Raw genomic sequence first — 16,056 nt, 5'->3', positions numbered from 1 at the left:
ATGTTCAATAATTAAGATAAGAAAAAAAAGGAATTGAGGTGAAAAGAATGGAGAGAACGTTTTCGGTCAAACTATTATTTGAACATATTTCCTCGCCTGAATCTATGCCTAATAAAACATTTGAAGAAACCATCAACATCGTTCGAGCACCTAGATTTGAAGATGTAGATCGTTTAGTAAAGGAGCATTTTAAAGACGTCACTTATACCAATGCCTTTGGAGAAAAGACAATAATAAAATTAGTGATGATTCTTGATGTTTTCGAAATGGTTGACAAAATTGAAGAATCACTAGAATTTGCAGAAGTCTACAGCCACCATATAATCCTCGATGAAGCAGCTCACCTAGATAGAACTTATTGAAAAGAATATAAAATAAGATGGTGGGACAAAACCTACCTCAAATTTAAAAGCAGTTCAAATTTTACGATAAGTAAAATTTGAACTGCTTTATTTTTATACCTACTTAGCCGTTGTTCTCCGTTACGGCGGACGCTTTCCTGGGGGCACGGGTCGAGCCTGTAGTCTCTCCCACGCGCTTGTCCCCTAGGAGTCGCCGCCTCCACTCCGAACAACTAGTATAATCGTATTCATGGTCACAAATTTAAGTGAATACACAGTACGAGAATAGATCTTATCGGATATTTCCCCAAATAAAACACAAAAAGAGAAATCCAAAGTGCAATTTCCCTTTTAGTGTAATGATAAAATATTATTCCAATCCTCTTTTAACTAACTATTTTAAAGGAATTTAGAACCAGGCTTGATTGAAGTGATTTCTGGTTTTGCATCTACAGCTATCTCAGTTACATTGGATACGCTTGCTATTAATAATGCAGAAAGACATAATACACCAATAAAAAATTTTTTCATGACAATTCCTCCCAACTAGATACTTTAGATTGTTTTATATGATAGTTAAAGCCTTTTTGATAATAAATAGTAGCTTGTTTATATTGTTTCTCTTTAGCTAACTTTTTTGCTAGAACATAGCAATAAATAGAACAATATTTGAACTCTTGTTTACCCTCGAAATAGTCCAAGACTTGTTTAAAGGTTGTAATAGAGTTAGGATCATTAAGCAATAATACTTTATAGACTGTGAAATGATTAGAATAAAAATCTCTATTACTCTCAGAGAGCTTATCTAATATTTCTAAACCACTATTTAACCAAATTAAGGCATTACTAATATCATTATTTTTATGATGTTCTTTTAAAATAGATAAAATAGAAATCACATTCTTATTGGGATCTGAATTAGCCTGTAAACTACTTTTAAAGTGAAAAAGCGCTAAATCACTCTCTTTCAAGAGAGAATAACATGCTCCAATATTTTGTTCTATCATTCCTTTAAATTTTGCAGATTCAATTTTAGAACTTATTTCTCTTGCCTTTTCATAAGATGCAATAGCATCTTTTAATACACCAGTATTTTTTTGAGCTATTCCTAAAATAACCAGACATTCAATTGATCTCTCTATTAAAATTTCTTGATTAAAATAGGATAAAGCAGATTTTACGTAATCAATAGCTAGTATATACCTAGACTCAGATAAAAAGGCTAAGCTAGAAATATAATAAAGTTCTGCCATTTCCCAGTCTTCCATGCGATAGCTTTTTATTAGAGAAAAGATTTGCAAGAAAATCTCAGAAGCTTGCCTAAATTCATTGTCTTGGTAGGCAATAATTCCTTGAATCGTAGACAGGTAAAATAATTGATCGGTAGACATTTCTTTCTTAAACTCTTCCAAGATAGCTAGGTTTGATTGCACCTCTTTTGTATAGTCAGGTAGCATAAGCATCAATCGTGTCTCCATCACAAGAAGTGTTAGCCTGTTAGGTTCGAAGGGATGATCTTCTATGTAGACATGGAGGTCGTGATAAAGAGTTTTTGCTTTCTCCTTGTCACGTGAATTTATAACACTTTTAAAAAGGTTTTTAAAGTATAATAACTTTTCTTCGTTTCCGGTCGTATTCAATGCATAACTCGGAATATTTAATCGTTTTAGTAAGTGTTGCTGAACATCCTCACTAGGGATAACTAACCCATTTTCTATTCTACTAAGATAAGATGGAACGCAAATACCTGAAGCTAAATATTCCTGCTTCATGTTTTGTCTTTGCCGTTCTAATTTGATTAGCTGCCCTATATTCACCTAATTCAACCCCCCTCGAGTAGGATCTAAATAGGAATCAGATACTATAATAAAGATAGCATAAAAAAACTGAAAAAAGTATAGAATTGAATTATTATGAAAGTGGTTGTTGAAAACTATCAAAAAAATGGTGTTTTTGTATATCACTTTCCTAAAATGGTTATGAATATTTTAAAAGTTGTAATTTAATGGTATCAATATGAATTTATTTTACTACTAAAATAAAGTTATAAAATAGTCTTTTGGGAACTTCAAAGTTAAAATTTTACATCCGAAACCTGTTATATAAGCAAAAAACTACGCTTGGCATTTACACTTTCTTAGGTGAATTTAGAGGGTTAAAGTTATCTTATTCTACATTAGAAAGAAATATGACAGATAGATTCTAAGATAATCCTTGTCCTTGTGTAAACTCTTTATATAATTCATGACTACTTAGTAATTCTTCATGTGTACCGGTGCCTGTAATTTCTCCCTGCTCTATAAAAAAGATTTGGTCAGCATGCATGATGGTTGCCAATCGATGGGCGATGATTAAGGTAGTACGACCATTCATTAATCGTTCTAGTGCTTCTTGAACAAAAGATTCTGATCCACTATCTAAGTTTGAGGTAGCCTCATCTAATAACAATATTTTAGGGTCATGTAAGAGTGCTCTTGCAATTGCTATTCGTTGTCTTTGCCCGCCAGATAGCTTCATTCCTCGTTCGCCTACAAGCGTATCGTATTTGTCAGGAAGCTCTTCTATAAAGGACGAGGCATTTGCAGCTTTTGCAGCCTCTATAATCTTTTCCAGCGGAGGGATTTTTGTCATACCATAAGTCATATTAGACAAGATAGTACCGCTCATCAAAGGGCTTTCCTGTGATACATACCCCATTTTAGAACGCCAATCCCTTAAAGGTAGTTCGTGAATAGGAGATCCGTTAAAATAAATTGAACCATGGTCAGGCTCGTAAAACCTCTCGAGTAACGAAAAGATAGTAGTTTTTCCTCCACCACTTGGTCCTACAAAAGCGGTAACTGTACCAGGCTTTGCTTCAAACGTAATTCCATTTATAATTTTTTTGTTTTCTCCATAAGAAAAATGAACGTCTTTAAAAGTTATTATCCCATCCTCCAACGCTGTTGATGATTGATCCTCAACAGGTTCACTGTCCATTGCAAATATTTCTTGAATTCGTTCCGTTGCTCCCACAGCCTTTTGGAAGGAGGTAAAGAACGTTGCCATTTGAGCGAAGGGAAAAATTATTTGAACTAAATAGAAGATAATTGCCACAAGGTCTCCAGCAGAGAGTGTGCCATTAGAAACCTGTAATCCTCCATAACCTAAAATGACAACTAGGATAGCCATCATAATAAGGGTCATAAAAGGGGATATGAATGATTGAATCTTGGCTTCCTTCAGTCCATACCGATAAAGTCTTTGGATTGCCTCTCCGCCACTAACGGTTTCATTTTCTTCTGCCCGGTAAGATTTTACTAGTCTTATCTCAGATAGAACTCTACCTAGCAATCCAGAAAATGAGGCCATTTCTTTTTGGGTTGCCTTCGCGACCTTATGCATCATAGAACCTAAAGGCATCATAATAGCCATACTTAGTGGAACGCTTATAAGCATGATTAATGTCATTTTCCAGTCTATAAAAAATAAAATGATAACTGAACCAATGATCGTTATGATACCTGATACAAAATTAACTAAGTGGTCAGTGATTAATGATTTTAATGTAGAAGTATCTTGAGTGATACGACTCATTGTTTCGCCGCTTTCATGTCGGTCATAGTAGGGGATCGGTAAATGAAGAACCTTGCTCCATAGCTTGTTTCTCAAATCAGCAACGACAAATTCTCCTATGTAGGACAAAAGGTAGTAGGAAAAACCACCGAACACGGCCTGCAATATAAATACAGCCAATAACAATAGGATAAGAGTCCAATTGAAGCTAGTTGAGGTCAATGAGTCAACTAGTGTTTTAGTTACTAAAGGTACTACTAAACTAATGACCGTGCTTAATAAGGAAAGGATGATAGCTAAAACTGCTATTTTAACTGGCCACCTTAAGCTTTTCAGTAATTGGAAAAAATTTTTAGTAGAAGAGGACATGCTAAATACTCCTTTCTCCATTTCTTATACCAAAAAAATCGTGCAAACTAAAGCTGCACGATCATTATAAAGCCTGAGTCTCCGCCTTAGGTCTTTTTTGCAACTCTACGACTAGGGGGTCTGCAGACATTTCTAAAAGACTAGCTTGCTTGTTTTGCAAATCTAATCGCATTTTTTCTGTTTCTAATAGGAAATTGTCGTATTTAAGCCGTTCTAGTTCAATTTCATCCTTTATTACCTTAGATTTCATAGACTGCATTTTGCGTAAATGGGTTGTCCAAATAGCCGTTAACGGAATCGAAAAGACCATTACTATAGCAACAAGGCCAATAAAAAGTCCAATAATATCTTCCATTTAAATACCTCCTCTTCTTTTTTCCCTAGTATATACGAAAAATACAGAAAATAGTTTCCAATTGAGTTAAATTTTAAAAAAAGACGTATATCTTAACGCTTTTCTTTAATGGCAGGCGACTTAAGAGGGGAGTAAATAGATAATTTTTAGAAAATGAAAAAGCTAATCTAAGGAATGTATTATCCTTTGGATTAGCTTTTCAAAAATCACGTTATTTATTCAAGTAGGCCCAAGCGTATTGAGCATAAAGCTCTGCTCCTGTTACAAGTGAATCTTCATCAATATTAAAGTTACCATGGTGATGCGCCCACTCTGTATCCTTTTCGGAGTTTCCGCATCCTACTAGTGCAAAGCTTCCAGGGGCTTTTGTTAAAAATGCTGAGAAATCTTCTCCACCCATAGTAGGCTTTTCATCATATACAGAGTCAGAACCAAATGCTTCGCTTGCTACCTGTTGAACAAGCTTTGCGCTTTCTTCCTCATTATCTACTGCATCTGTTCCACGAGTATAAACTACTTCTGCTGTTGCTCCGTAAATTGCTGCCACGTTTTCCGCATAGTCTTTAATACTCTGTTCCATATGATCACGAGTTTCGGGGTGGAACGTACGAACTGTTCCTTCAATTTCTGCATTTTCAGCAATAACATTGAACCTAGTACCAACAATCATTTTTCCGATTGTTAGTACTGCTGGACTTTGTGGATCGATAGTGCGAGAAACGACCGTTTGAACGTTCATCACAAAGGAAGAGGCTACAAGGGCAGCGTCAATACATGCCTCAGGAATAGCGCCATGCCCACCGCGACCTTTGAACTTTACAGTGAAAAGATCGGCTGCAGCAAATGAAGGTCCAGGGGTGCAGGATACTTTACTTGTCGGCATTTGTGACCAAATATGTATACCGAATACATTGTCCACACCTTCCATAGCACCTTGTTCAACCATAGCTTTAGCACCTTGAGCAATTTCCTCTGCCGGTTGGAAAAGCAAGCGAACCTTTCCAGGCAGCTGGTCCTTCACTTCAGATAATGCCTTAGCAGCAATTAGTAGCATAGACGTATGAGCATCGTGTCCACAAGCGTGCATTTTTCCTTCTATTTTAGATGCGTACGGCACATTATTTAGCTGCTGTACAGATAGAGCATCCATGTCGCCACGTAATGCCACAGTTTTTCCATCAGTTTTGCCATAGATTTCTGCGATAACTCCTGTAGGCTCTGTTTTACGATAAGAAATACCTAGCTTGTCTAAATAGTTACAAATAAATTCGGTAGTTTTAAATTCTTCAAAAGATAATTCTGGCTCACTATGCAATTTCCTACGTAATTCAGTTAGCTCCTCACTGTTGTTTTTTATGGATTCCTTAATTTGAGTGTTAATCATGCTGTTCCCTCCGTTAGTCGTAATACTGTTTCATATAAAATAGTTGCTCCCTTAGCAAGGTCCTTAGTATCCGACCACTCTTCCGGGCTATGACTTAGACCATTCCTGCTAGGGATAAAGATCATCCCACATGCAGTATAATCAGAGAAAATCATGGCATCGTGACCTGCTCCACTACTAATCTGGCAATAGGAAATGTCTAGTTTCTCGCATGCCTCTGTTAAAAGAGAGTGAACTTCTTTGTCCATAACCTTTGGCGTCGTGTGAAGCAGCTGCTCAGCGACGCTTTGCACGTTCGAATTATTTTTAGATTCAATTAGTGCCATTACCTTATTAATTGCTTGCTGAACTTTTTCCTCTTCTCCTGAACGTATATCTACTGAAAAGATTACTTTGCTTGGAATTACATTAGAACCGTTAGGGAAAACTTCTAATTGTCCTGTAGTAATAACGGTCCCATGTCCTACTTCTTCAGCAAGCTTTGGAAATGCGGAAATGATTTGTGCAGCTGTGACTAATGCGTCAGCTCTTTTGTCCATAGGCGTCGTACCTGCATGACCGGCTCTGCCTTGAATAGTAACCTCTAGCTGAGTTAGACCAACAATAGCATCCACAACACCTATAGATATGTTTTTTTCTTCTAAAATAGGACCTTGTTCAATATGTAACTCCAAAAAAGCTTTAATCGTTTTCGGGTCACGGTATTTTTCCTTAGTAAAATCTAAACCAATATTAGTCATGGCTTCTTTTACGGAAACCCCGTTTTTGTCTTTGATGGATTGGAAATCATCTTCAGATAATAACCCCATCATTCCTCTAGAGCCCATTAGCCCACCGCCAAAGCGAGAGCCTTCCTCCTCGACCATTGCAATGACCTCCAGCGAGTTAACTGGCTGGATTTGCTGTTCCTTAAATAAAGCGGCAACTTCTAACCCGACTACAACGCCAGCCGCGCCATCGTATGCTCCACCGTTTGGTACAGAGTCAAAATGAGAGCCTACTATAACCGATGGTGCACTTGGGTCGAGGCCTTCGAGTTTTCCAAAAATATTCCCGAGGCCATCCTCTGAAACAGTTAAGTTATAATTTCTCATCATGTCTTTTATATAGTTTCTAGCTTCCAAATCTTCTTTTGAATAAGTTAATCTTGTTACCCCTGCTTTGGGGGTAGCTGTATATTGACTTAAAAGGTTGATATGCTGCTCTATTCTTAGTTGATTGGCTATCATTCTATCACTCCTTATAAGAATCCTACGAAGATACCAGCGAGTACAACAGATACAATGGTTACACTAATGAATCCCCCAACTAGCATTGGTGGGAGCATGTGGCTAGTTAAAACTTCTCGTTCCTTCTCATCCTCGGTTAAGGCCTTGATCACTTCGTTTGTAATAATGTAGTCTGCAGGGAAACCGTAAAGTGCAGTTAAGGAAACAGCAAACGCCATGTTTTTACTTACCTTTAATATCTTTCCGATGATGAATGAGAATATGTACATACCAATTACTCCTAAGATGATTGTACCGACTAACGGATATAGGATTTCCATAATCATAGAAGGAGTTGCATTTTTTAAAGCGTCGAAAACAAAAAGCATTAAAACTAGTATACAAATACCGAAACTGTTTGCCTTTTGAAGTACATTGCGTTCTAAGAAACCGATGCTTCCTGAGATAATACCGAATAATAAGCAAAGAACAAAGGGACTAATTTCAATAATAGGGTTTAAAAGTGTAGAAACCCCATAGGCTAGGAACCCGACAAAGGCCAGTCTAAATAGCTTGAAATAATCCGTATTGTATTTGGCAGGTAGCTTTTTAAACATTTTAAGTTCTTCTTTTGTATCCACCGTTGAATTTTCCACATTTCCGTCAATAGTTAGTTCTCCCTGACGGAATTTGTTTAAAAGATACTTACCTTCTTTCTTGAGAACAATTGACGTGAGGGGATACCCTGCAAATCCTTGCATGACATAAATAACGATGGCAAACACAGATAAAGTAGTGAGCCCTGCATTTGCGGCACCTTCTGACATGATTAAAGCAGAAACAACACCACCAACCAAGGGTGGAATCGCCACAACAACTGTTTCAAAATCGAACAATAGAATACCAATTGTGAATAGTGCGACAATTATACCTAGAATTCCAGCTAAAGATATTAAAATAGTTTTCCATTGTTCCTTTAACTGTTTAAGAGAAAGAAGTGTCCCCATATTTGTAATTAGCAAATAGATCATCATAGTTGCAACTACGGGTGGCACTCCTGCTATAGATACAATTTCTTTTGGGAAAAAAGTCCAATAGCCAATGATAAAAAGGACGGCTGAAACGAAAACAGAAGGGATCCAAGCCTTTGTCCGAGTGGAGACTAATTCTCCAATAAATAAAATAGCGATAACGAGAACCAAAGCGACCATTTGTGGCATAATTTTCCGTCCTTTCAGATAATAAAGAATAATCAATAGATTAACATAAAACTTTACTAGAATAAAGTATATAATATATTTCAGAATAATTAATTTATTGAAGTGAAAATGTAAGTGTTTTCATATAGCAATAGGAAAAGGGCATTCCATTTTTAGTGGAATGCCCTTTAATATTAAAAGTTATTCAGCAGGATTTAGCTCTAACTCTACTGAAATTTTGATATCTTCGCCGACTAACACGCCGCCTGTTTCAAGTGCCTGGTTCCAAACTAAGCCAAACTCTTTACGATTTACCTTAGTCTCCGCTGAGAAAGCAACTACTTCCTGTCCCCAAGGATTTTTACCTTTACCACCGTATTCCACTTCAAAAGTCACAGGCTTAGTTACATCTTTAATAGTTAAGTTACCAGTTACATCGTATTCGCCTATGTCAGTGTTTTGAATTTCAGTAGCCTCAAATGTTATAGATGGGTATTTCTCTGCATCAAAGAAATCCTCGCCACGTAAGTGATTATCACGATCCTCGTGGTTCGTATTGATTGAATTAACATCAATATTAAAAGTGATAGATGCGCCAGTTAAATCCTCGGCCGTACCCTCTAAATCAGCAGTAAAGTGAGTAAAGCTACCTTTTACTTTAGATACCATCATGTGTTTTACAGAAAAATCGATACTAGAATGTGCAGCGTCCAAATTAAATTTTGTCATTTTCATTTCCTCCTACATTTCTGTTTTTAATAGCAAATTCAAACGTAATAGTTTGAGAGTAACTTTTGGTTACTTTATGTAAGTAACTATAAATTAATAATATAATTACGTCAAGTAATTTAATTACTTTGGTTTTACAAAAAATATGAACAGGCGTATAATACTTAGTGATAGAGGTGATTAATATGAAGGAATTATCATTATGTCCGCGACTTTCCAAGGCAATGGAATTGTTAGGTAAAAGATGGACAACTTTAATTATTTATCAATTATTAGACGGTTCTAAGAGGTTTAATGAGATAGAGTCTTCTCTTCCTATAAGTGGACGTTTGTTGTCCGAGCGATTAAAAGAATTGGAAAGAGAAGGGATTGTTCAAAGAACACTTTTTTCTGAGGTTCCAGTTCGAGTAGAGTATAATTTAACGGATAAAGGTATGGCTCTTAAGGAAGTTATAACTGGGATTGAAACCTGGTCCAAGGATTGGTTATAATAAGACACTTGAAAGTTTATATAGGTAAACGCATAGTATGTAAGGTGATAGGTTAAAGAAGAAAGGATTGTCTTTTTTGAACAAACAAGTATGGTACAAAGAATTAATTACAAAGCTAGATCCAAGTAATGTGAAAATAGACGAAGCTCTTCATGTACACACGATGACTCGCATGGGTGGCATGGCTGACTTATTTGTTACACCTGAAAACGAGCAAGAAGCAGCTTTTATAGTTGACTATACTCATAAAAACAATATCCCACTGTTATTGTTAGGTAATGGTTCTAATATGGTTGTCAGAGACGGTGGAGTACGTGGCGTTGTTCTTTGCTTAGAGAAACTAGATAAAATTGTTATTGAAGGTAATCATGTATATGCTGAAAGTGGAGCTGCTATTATAGATGTCTCCAAAGCCGCTGCAAAGGAATCGTTGACAGGTTTGGAATTTGCTTGTGGAATTCCTGGAACAGTTGGTGGAGCAATGGCAATGAATGCAGGAGCTTATGGCGGAGAAATCAAGGATGTAATTTTGCAGTGTACTGTTCTTACTCCTGAAGGTGAAAAACTGGTACTTTCAAAGGAAGAGCTGGAGTTAGAGTATCGTAAAAGCATAATTACAAAAGAAGGTTACTATGTCTTATCGGCTGAATTTGAGCTGAAGCCTGGAAACCCAGAAGAAGTAAATGCTAAAATTGCTGATTTAACCTTCCAACGAGAGTCTAAGCAGCCATTAGAGTATCCTTCTGCTGGAAGTGTGTTTAAACGACCGCCTGGATACTTTGCTGGTAAGCTAATCCAGGATAGTGGTTTACAAGGGAAGGGCTTTGGTGGAGCAGAGGTATCTACTAAACATGCAGGTTTTATCGTCAATAAGAATAATGCAACTGCTACAGATTATATAAATACAATTGAAATGGTGAAAAAAGCAGTGCATGATAACTTCGGGGTTGAGTTAGAACTAGAAGTTAAAATAGTTGGGGAAAATAGTAAATAATATAAATCTAGTCCTATGAATATACATTATTCATGGGGCTTTTTTTATCTTCAAGTATCAGGCTCTATTCCAAGAAATTTAAAATGATGGGCAGGGGTTTACCTTGTTTTGTCGAATTATGACATAGAAATACAAAGGGGGTAATTATTTGAAGAAAGGCAGGAAGGTACTTCTTTGGATATTAGGAATACTAGTGGCTATTGTAATTGTGGTTGTAGTAGGCTTAAATGTTTTTTTGTCTAACACTAAGCCTATTATTCGAGGAGAGCTGGCAGTAAAAGTATTGAATGAAGACGTTCAGGTTGTACGGGATCAGGATGGGGTTCCTCATATTAAAGCTCAGAGTGATGAAGATCTTTATCGTGCTCAAGGATTTGTGCAAGCACAGGATCGTTTATTTCAGATGGATTTAGCTAGGAGGCAGGCGAGCGGCCAACTAGCAGAGGTAGTTGGTAAAGGGGCATTAGATACAGATAAATTCTTTTTAACCTTTAGCCTTCGAGATGCAGCTGAGAAATCCTACGCCGGCTATAGTGACGAAGCAAAGCAGGTTTTGAAGTGGTATACAGAAGGGGTAAATGAATTCATTGATTATGCTATAGAAGAGGGAAAGCTCAGTTATGAATTTAAACTATTAGGCTATGAACCGAGAGAATGGTCTCCAATTGACTCTTTGGCTGTCGGTAAATTTATGGCATATGATTTAGGTGGAAATTGGTCAAGCCTAGCACTTCGCCATTGGGCAATTAATGAGTTTGAGCAAGAAAAGGCGGAAGAACTATTTATCACTTATCCAGAGGATGCACCTTCTATTATTGAGGCAAATTTAAGTAATCCAGTTGCTGTTAGTGGTAGATTTGATGCAGCTATTCTACCTAATGAATTTAATGGAAGTAATAACTGGGTTGTTATTGGAGAAAAGACTGCTAGTGGAATGCCGCTTCTGGCAGATGATCCACATTTGGGTTTAAGCACCCCGTCGATTTGGTATCAAATGCATTTAGAGTCACCGAGTCAAAATGTAAGTGGTGTAATATTCGCCGGAATACCTGGTATTATTTTAGGACATAACGAAGAAGTGGCATGGGGAGTAACAAATGTTGGGCCCGATGTACAGGACTTATATATTGAAACACCAAACCCAGATGATCGCACGAAATTTATGTATGAGGGTAAATGGGAACAGGCAGCTATTCGTAAAACGAATATCAAAGTAAAGGGAGAAGAGGACGTGCCATTTGAGGTGTTGGTGACACGCCATGGACCAATTATTTCTGATGTGCTTTTCAAGGAAGAGGATCCTTCTGCATTATTTTCTATGCAGTGGACAGCGTTAGAGCCTACTTTAGAATTACAGGCTATATTAAAAATGAATAAGTCCTCTAGTTGGGAGGAGTTTGAGAGTGCTTTAGAGGACTTTCATGCTCCAGCACAAAACTTTGTATTTGCCGCAAAGGATGGGACAATCGCTTATAAAGCTAATGGTAGGATACCGGTCCGTAAAACAGGTGATGGACAGCTTCCGGTTCCGGGCGATTCTAACGAATTTGGCTGGACTGGTTATGTACCTTATACAGAACTGCCTAAGGTTGTTAATCCTGAAGAAGGTTTTATTGCAACAGCAAATAATGAGGTTGTCGATGAGTCCTATTTATACCATATAACTGATTTTTGGGCGCAATCTTATCGTTACGAAAGAATTGCTGAAGTGTTGGCAAGTAAAAGTGAGTTAACTAAGGAAGATATGATGACACTACAGATGGATCAAAAAAATTTATATGCGCGTGAATTTTTAGCTTCCATGGTAGAGTCGGTAGAAAAGCAAGATAGCGATGATAAATATAATGAAGTTCTAAATGTGTTAAAGAAATGGGATCATGTTGATGATAAAGATCAGTCAGCACCATTAGTTTTTCATAAATGGATGAAGCAGCTTCCAAAAACAATGTTTAAGGAGCAAATGCCTGAGGACGTTTATGCCATGTTACCTGGAAAGGGCAATATTTCAGATCAATTATTACGGAAAGGGTATAAAAGCGAAGCAAGTGCTTGGTTAGAGGAGTACGGTGGAGTAGATAAGTGGGTCTACGATTCTTTCACAATTGCAATAAATGAAATTAAAGAGGATTTTGGGAAAAACGAAGCCAAATGGAAATGGGGAGACTATCATCAATTAACGTTTGATCATCCAATTTCAGGTGCCTCTCCTATACTTGGTTACTTTTTAAACCCTAAACCAGTACCAATAGGTGGATCTAACATTACCGTTCAAGCAGCAGGTTATAAAGAAGACGGAAGCGTAAATCACGGTGCATCCTGGAGATTTGTAGCTGATTTAGCTGATCTCTCCAAGGCCTATCACATTGTAGGGCCAGGGCAAAGTGGACACATTAAATCAGAGTGGTACCATAGCCAGGTAAGAGATTGGGCGAATGGTAATTATCACACTACGGTGATTAACGGCGACATAAAGGATGGCTTTGAATTAATATTAAAGGCAGATTAAAGAAATGAAGTAAGAGCGTCGTCAAATGAAATCTAGTAATTTTATTAAGGGTTTGGAAACTCGAACGTATGTGGTTATCCAGACAATTAGAAGGCACTTCTGTTCAATTTGAACAAAAGTGCCTTTTTAGTTGTTTAGGAAACTATAAAGTTCTAAACCTGTGGATAAATTGATGTCTAGCTCCACCGCCTTGCCCCTCGGGGTCAAATGGATAAAAGCTCCGGTGGCTGAGGAACTGCCTCCTCGCTTTTCTCCATTTGGCTGTCGGGGCAGAGATAGGCGGTTGCGCTTTTCTTGTTTGTCATTGTGGAACAAAACATTTATTCATTCAAATATATATTTGAATGATGGTTGATTTTAGAATTATCCGAACATATAATAGAGGAACAATCAAACAACTATTTGAATGAGGTGCTCAAATGCAGTCTAATGATGTATGTGAAGTAACAAAAGTTAATGAAACAATAGTAGAAGAGGTAAAACAACAGATTCCAGATTTAACAAAGTTAGTCATGCTTTTTAAAGCATTAGCGGACGAAACAAGACTTAAAATTGCCTATGCCTTAACGGTTGAAGAGGAGTTATGTGTTTGTGACGTAAGCGAAATAATTGGCTCATCAGTGGCAACTGCATCCCATCATCTTCGTTTTCTTAAGGACTTGTCTTTAGCGAAATCTCGACGTAAGGGAAAACTCGTTTATTACTCTTTAGCAGATGATCATGTTAATGAGCTTGTTAAGATCGCATATGAGCATTCTCTAGAAGAGGTGGGAACATGAATAACGTAGAAAAAAAGGAATATCGTTTAGAAAACTTATCCTGCGCCAATTGTGCGAGGAAGTTTGAAAATAATATAAAAAGTCTTCCAACTGTACAGGAAGCAACCGTTAACTTTGGAGCAGCTAAAGTTTCTGTCATAGGTGACGTAACTGTCGAGGAAATAGAAAAGGCTGGTGCATTTGATGGCATCAAGGTTGTACCTGTTTCGCAACGAAAAATAGAAAAGACCCCTTTTTTAAAACGTAAAGAGAATGTTGTAACATTGATATCTTTAATTTTTTTAATAGGAGGAGTCGTTGCTTCTTTTGTTTATGAGGAATCTCATCCTGTAGCTCTTTCCTTATTTGTATTATCCATCGCAATCGGTGGATTTGACTTATTTAAGGGAGGGTTTATCAACTTAACACGCTTTTACTTCGATATGAAGACACTAATGACAATTGCAATAATTGGTGCTGCCATCATTGGGGAATGGCGCGAGGGAGCGGTTGTTGTCTTCTTGTTTGCGTTAAGTGAAGCTTTAGAGGCATATTCCATGAATAAGGCTAGGCAATCGATTAGTGAATTAATGGATATCGCTCCACCGACAGCAATTGTACGTCGGAACAATGAGTTAATCGAATTAGATACCGAGTTTATACAAATTGGTGATGTGCTGATCGTGAAACCCGGACAAAAAATTGCAATGGACGGGATTGTATTAAAAGGAAGCTCAACAGTAAACCAGGCATCCATTACGGGGGAATCTGTTCCTGTAGTCAAAACAAAAGGGGAAGATGTTTTTGCAGGTACGCTAAATGAAGAGGGCTCATTAGAAATCGAAGTAACGAAACGTGTAGAAGATACCACCATAGCCAAAATTATTCATTTAGTGGAAGAAGCGCAAGCAGAAAAAGCTCCTTCTCAACGTTTTGTAGATAAGTTTGCAAAGTACTACACCCCTGCGATAATTGGTATCGCATTTTTGGTGGCGATTATTCCTCCACTTCTAGGTGGCGACTGGAAGCTGTGGATTTACCAAGGTCTTGCTGTTTTAGTTGTAGGCTGTCCTTGTGCCTTAGTAGTATCAACGCCAGTAGCAATTGTTACAGCAATTGGAAATGCGGCAAAGCATGGCGTGTTGATAAAGGGTGGGGTTCATTTAGAGGAGATTGGACGAATCGAGGCAATTGCATTCGATAAAACGGGTACTCTTACGAAAGGCTATCCAGAAGTAACATATGTGGAAGCAGCCTCTTCAAAGGATTTTATCCAAAATATAATGTCTATTGAAGCGTACTCTCAACACCCACTAGCTAAAGCCATTGTGGAGTATGGTGCTAATAACAGTATCCATCCAATTGAAGTGGACGAATTTAAATCGCTAACAGGGAAAGGTGCGGAAGCAGTCGTAAATGGTATAAAATGGTCAGTAGGTAGCGTTGCTTGGATAAAAACGATAAGTTTAATTTCAGAGGATGTTCTTCGAAAGGTTGAGAAACTTCAAATGGAAGGAAATACGGTAATCCTTGCAACAGAGGAAGGGACTTATAGAGGCTTCGTTGCCATTGCAGACCCAATACGTTCTACCAGCAGTAAGGTGTTACAAGATTTAAAGGACATTGGGATAAAGCATACTGTTATGCTAACTGGTGACGATCCAAATACGGCAAATGCTATTGCTGCTCAACTGGGTATAACCGATGTGAATGCAGGGTTAATGCCTGATCAAAAACTAATGGCTATTGAGAGATTAAAAGAAAAGTATGGAGCAGTTGCTATGATTGGAGATGGAGTAAATGATTCCCCTGCTCTAGCCGCTGCCAATGTCGGCATAGCTATGGGTGGAGCAGGAACGGACGCTGCGTTGGAAACGGCGGACGTTGCCTTAATGGCCGATGACTTAGAAAAATTACCTTATACTATTAGCTTGAGTAGAAAAGCATTGCATATTATTAAAGAAAATATTATGTTTGCATTAGGGTTAAAGATTATAGCTCTTCTTCTTATTATTCCTGGTTGGTTAACGCTATGGATTGCCATATTTGCAGATATGGGGGCTACATTGCTAGTAGTCTTAAACTCTTTACGATTATTAAATAAGTTTAGCAATGGAAAAGAGCTTGAAGAAGCAAAGAAGTAAATAAGACAGTACAAATAGGCTCT

Annotated in this window: 14 protein-coding genes; 6 read left to right on the top strand and 8 right to left on the bottom strand. The window is 37.5% G+C overall.

The window, feature by feature from the left end; all coding sequences use genetic code 11:
* Positions 1-47 precede the first annotated feature (47 nt).
* Positions 48-362: a DUF4288 domain-containing protein gene (locus tag MKY09_RS17155; RefSeq protein ID WP_169358504.1), complete on the top strand. Its 315-nt coding sequence runs from the start codon at positions 48-50 to the stop codon at positions 360-362.
* 378 nt (positions 363-740) lie between these two features.
* On the opposite strand, the gene MKY09_RS17150 is transcribed toward MKY09_RS17155, so the two are convergent.
* The 8 genes from MKY09_RS17150 to MKY09_RS17115 all read right to left on the bottom strand — a co-directional run bounded on the left by MKY09_RS17150 (position 741) and on the right by MKY09_RS17115 (position 9,140).
* Positions 741-872, bottom strand: a complete 132-nt coding sequence (locus MKY09_RS17150) for a hypothetical protein (RefSeq protein ID WP_340881724.1) — start codon at positions 870-872, stop codon at positions 741-743.
* A complete protein-coding gene (locus MKY09_RS17145; RefSeq protein WP_342567173.1) occupies positions 869-2,158 on the bottom strand; it encodes a helix-turn-helix transcriptional regulator in 1,290 nt (429 codons plus the stop codon). The genes MKY09_RS17150 and MKY09_RS17145 overlap by 4 nt, the downstream gene beginning before the upstream one ends.
* A 385-nt stretch (positions 2,159-2,543) precedes the next feature.
* Positions 2,544-4,265, bottom strand: coding sequence for an ABC transporter ATP-binding protein (locus tag MKY09_RS17140; RefSeq protein WP_342567172.1), 1,722 nt, complete (start codon positions 4,263-4,265; stop codon positions 2,544-2,546).
* Between the two features lie 64 nt (positions 4,266-4,329).
* On the bottom strand, positions 4,330-4,620 hold the full coding sequence (locus MKY09_RS17135; RefSeq protein ID WP_169358507.1) for a hypothetical protein: 291 nt from the start codon (positions 4,618-4,620) through the stop codon (positions 4,330-4,332).
* 211 nt (positions 4,621-4,831) lie between these two features.
* Complete coding sequence (locus MKY09_RS17130) at positions 4,832-6,004, bottom strand: amidohydrolase (protein WP_169358508.1); 1,173 nt, start codon at positions 6,002-6,004, stop codon at positions 4,832-4,834.
* A complete protein-coding gene (locus MKY09_RS17125; protein ID WP_342567171.1) occupies positions 6,001-7,233 on the bottom strand; it encodes a Zn-dependent hydrolase in 1,233 nt (410 codons plus the stop codon). The genes MKY09_RS17130 and MKY09_RS17125 overlap by 4 nt, the downstream gene beginning before the upstream one ends.
* 11 nt (positions 7,234-7,244) lie before the next feature.
* Entirely contained in the window at positions 7,245-8,432 is a 1,188-nt protein-coding gene (locus MKY09_RS17120) for a hypothetical protein (RefSeq protein WP_298470912.1), read from the bottom strand.
* A gap of 180 nt (positions 8,433-8,612) precedes the next feature.
* Positions 8,613-9,140, bottom strand: a complete 528-nt coding sequence (locus tag MKY09_RS17115; RefSeq protein WP_298470914.1) for a YceI family protein — start codon at positions 9,138-9,140, stop codon at positions 8,613-8,615.
* Positions 9,141-9,325: 185 nt separating this feature from the next.
* Here MKY09_RS17115 and MKY09_RS17110 point away from each other — a divergent pair, with 185 nt between their 5' ends.
* The 5 genes from MKY09_RS17110 (at position 9,326) to MKY09_RS17090 (ending at position 16,033) form a co-directional block, all read left to right on the top strand.
* Positions 9,326-9,631 (top strand): helix-turn-helix domain-containing protein, encoded by a 306-nt coding sequence (locus MKY09_RS17110; protein ID WP_169358511.1) that lies wholly within the window; start codon positions 9,326-9,328, stop codon positions 9,629-9,631.
* A gap of 76 nt (positions 9,632-9,707) precedes the next feature.
* The gene (gene murB, locus MKY09_RS17105; RefSeq protein ID WP_169358512.1) at positions 9,708-10,625 is read left to right on the top strand and encodes a UDP-N-acetylmuramate dehydrogenase; all 918 of its coding nucleotides are present in this window, start codon (positions 9,708-9,710) and stop codon (positions 10,623-10,625) included.
* A gap of 148 nt (positions 10,626-10,773) precedes the next feature.
* Positions 10,774-13,131 (top strand): penicillin acylase family protein, encoded by a 2,358-nt coding sequence (locus MKY09_RS17100; protein WP_342567170.1) that lies wholly within the window; start codon positions 10,774-10,776, stop codon positions 13,129-13,131.
* A 419-nt stretch (positions 13,132-13,550) separates the two neighbouring features.
* A complete protein-coding gene (locus MKY09_RS17095; RefSeq protein ID WP_298471483.1) occupies positions 13,551-13,910 on the top strand; it encodes a metalloregulator ArsR/SmtB family transcription factor in 360 nt (119 codons plus the stop codon).
* Entirely contained in the window at positions 13,907-16,033 is a 2,127-nt protein-coding gene (locus tag MKY09_RS17090) for a heavy metal translocating P-type ATPase (protein ID WP_342567169.1), read from the top strand. The genes MKY09_RS17095 and MKY09_RS17090 overlap by 4 nt, the downstream gene beginning before the upstream one ends.
* Positions 16,034-16,056: the final 23 nt, after the last annotated feature.

It is taken from the genome of Psychrobacillus sp. FSL K6-4046 (assembly GCF_038624605.1).
Taxonomy (GTDB): domain Bacteria; phylum Bacillota; class Bacilli; order Bacillales_A; family Planococcaceae; genus Psychrobacillus.
Note: the sequence above shows the minus strand (reverse complement) of the source record. Positions and strands in the feature narration are given on the sequence as shown.

What these genes read in the sequence shown, in the direction of transcription:
- MKY09_RS17155 (WP_169358504.1), top strand. Translation starts at nt 48, where the DNA reads ATGGAGAGAACGTTTTCGGTCAAACTATTATTTGAACATATTTCCTCG.
- MKY09_RS17150 (WP_340881724.1), bottom strand. Translation starts at nt 872, where the DNA reads ATGAAAAAATTTTTTATTGGTGTATTATGTCTTTCTGCATTATTAATA.
- MKY09_RS17140 (WP_342567172.1), bottom strand. Translation starts at nt 4,265, where the DNA reads ATGTCCTCTTCTACTAAAAATTTTTTCCAATTACTGAAAAGCTTAAGG.
- MKY09_RS17135 (WP_169358507.1), bottom strand. Translation starts at nt 4,620, where the DNA reads ATGGAAGATATTATTGGACTTTTTATTGGCCTTGTTGCTATAGTAATG.
- MKY09_RS17130 (WP_169358508.1), bottom strand. Translation starts at nt 6,004, where the DNA reads ATGATTAACACTCAAATTAAGGAATCCATAAAAAACAACAGTGAGGAG.
- MKY09_RS17125 (WP_342567171.1), bottom strand. Translation starts at nt 7,233, where the DNA reads ATGATAGCCAATCAACTAAGAATAGAGCAGCATATCAACCTTTTAAGT.
- MKY09_RS17120 (WP_298470912.1), bottom strand. Translation starts at nt 8,432, where the DNA reads ATGCCACAAATGGTCGCTTTGGTTCTCGTTATCGCTATTTTATTTATT.
- MKY09_RS17115 (WP_298470914.1), bottom strand. Translation starts at nt 9,140, where the DNA reads ATGACAAAATTTAATTTGGACGCTGCACATTCTAGTATCGATTTTTCT.
- MKY09_RS17110 (WP_169358511.1), top strand. Translation starts at nt 9,326, where the DNA reads ATGAAGGAATTATCATTATGTCCGCGACTTTCCAAGGCAATGGAATTG.
- MKY09_RS17095 (WP_298471483.1), top strand. Translation starts at nt 13,551, where the DNA reads ATGCAGTCTAATGATGTATGTGAAGTAACAAAAGTTAATGAAACAATA.
- MKY09_RS17090 (WP_342567169.1), top strand. Translation starts at nt 13,907, where the DNA reads ATGAATAACGTAGAAAAAAAGGAATATCGTTTAGAAAACTTATCCTGC.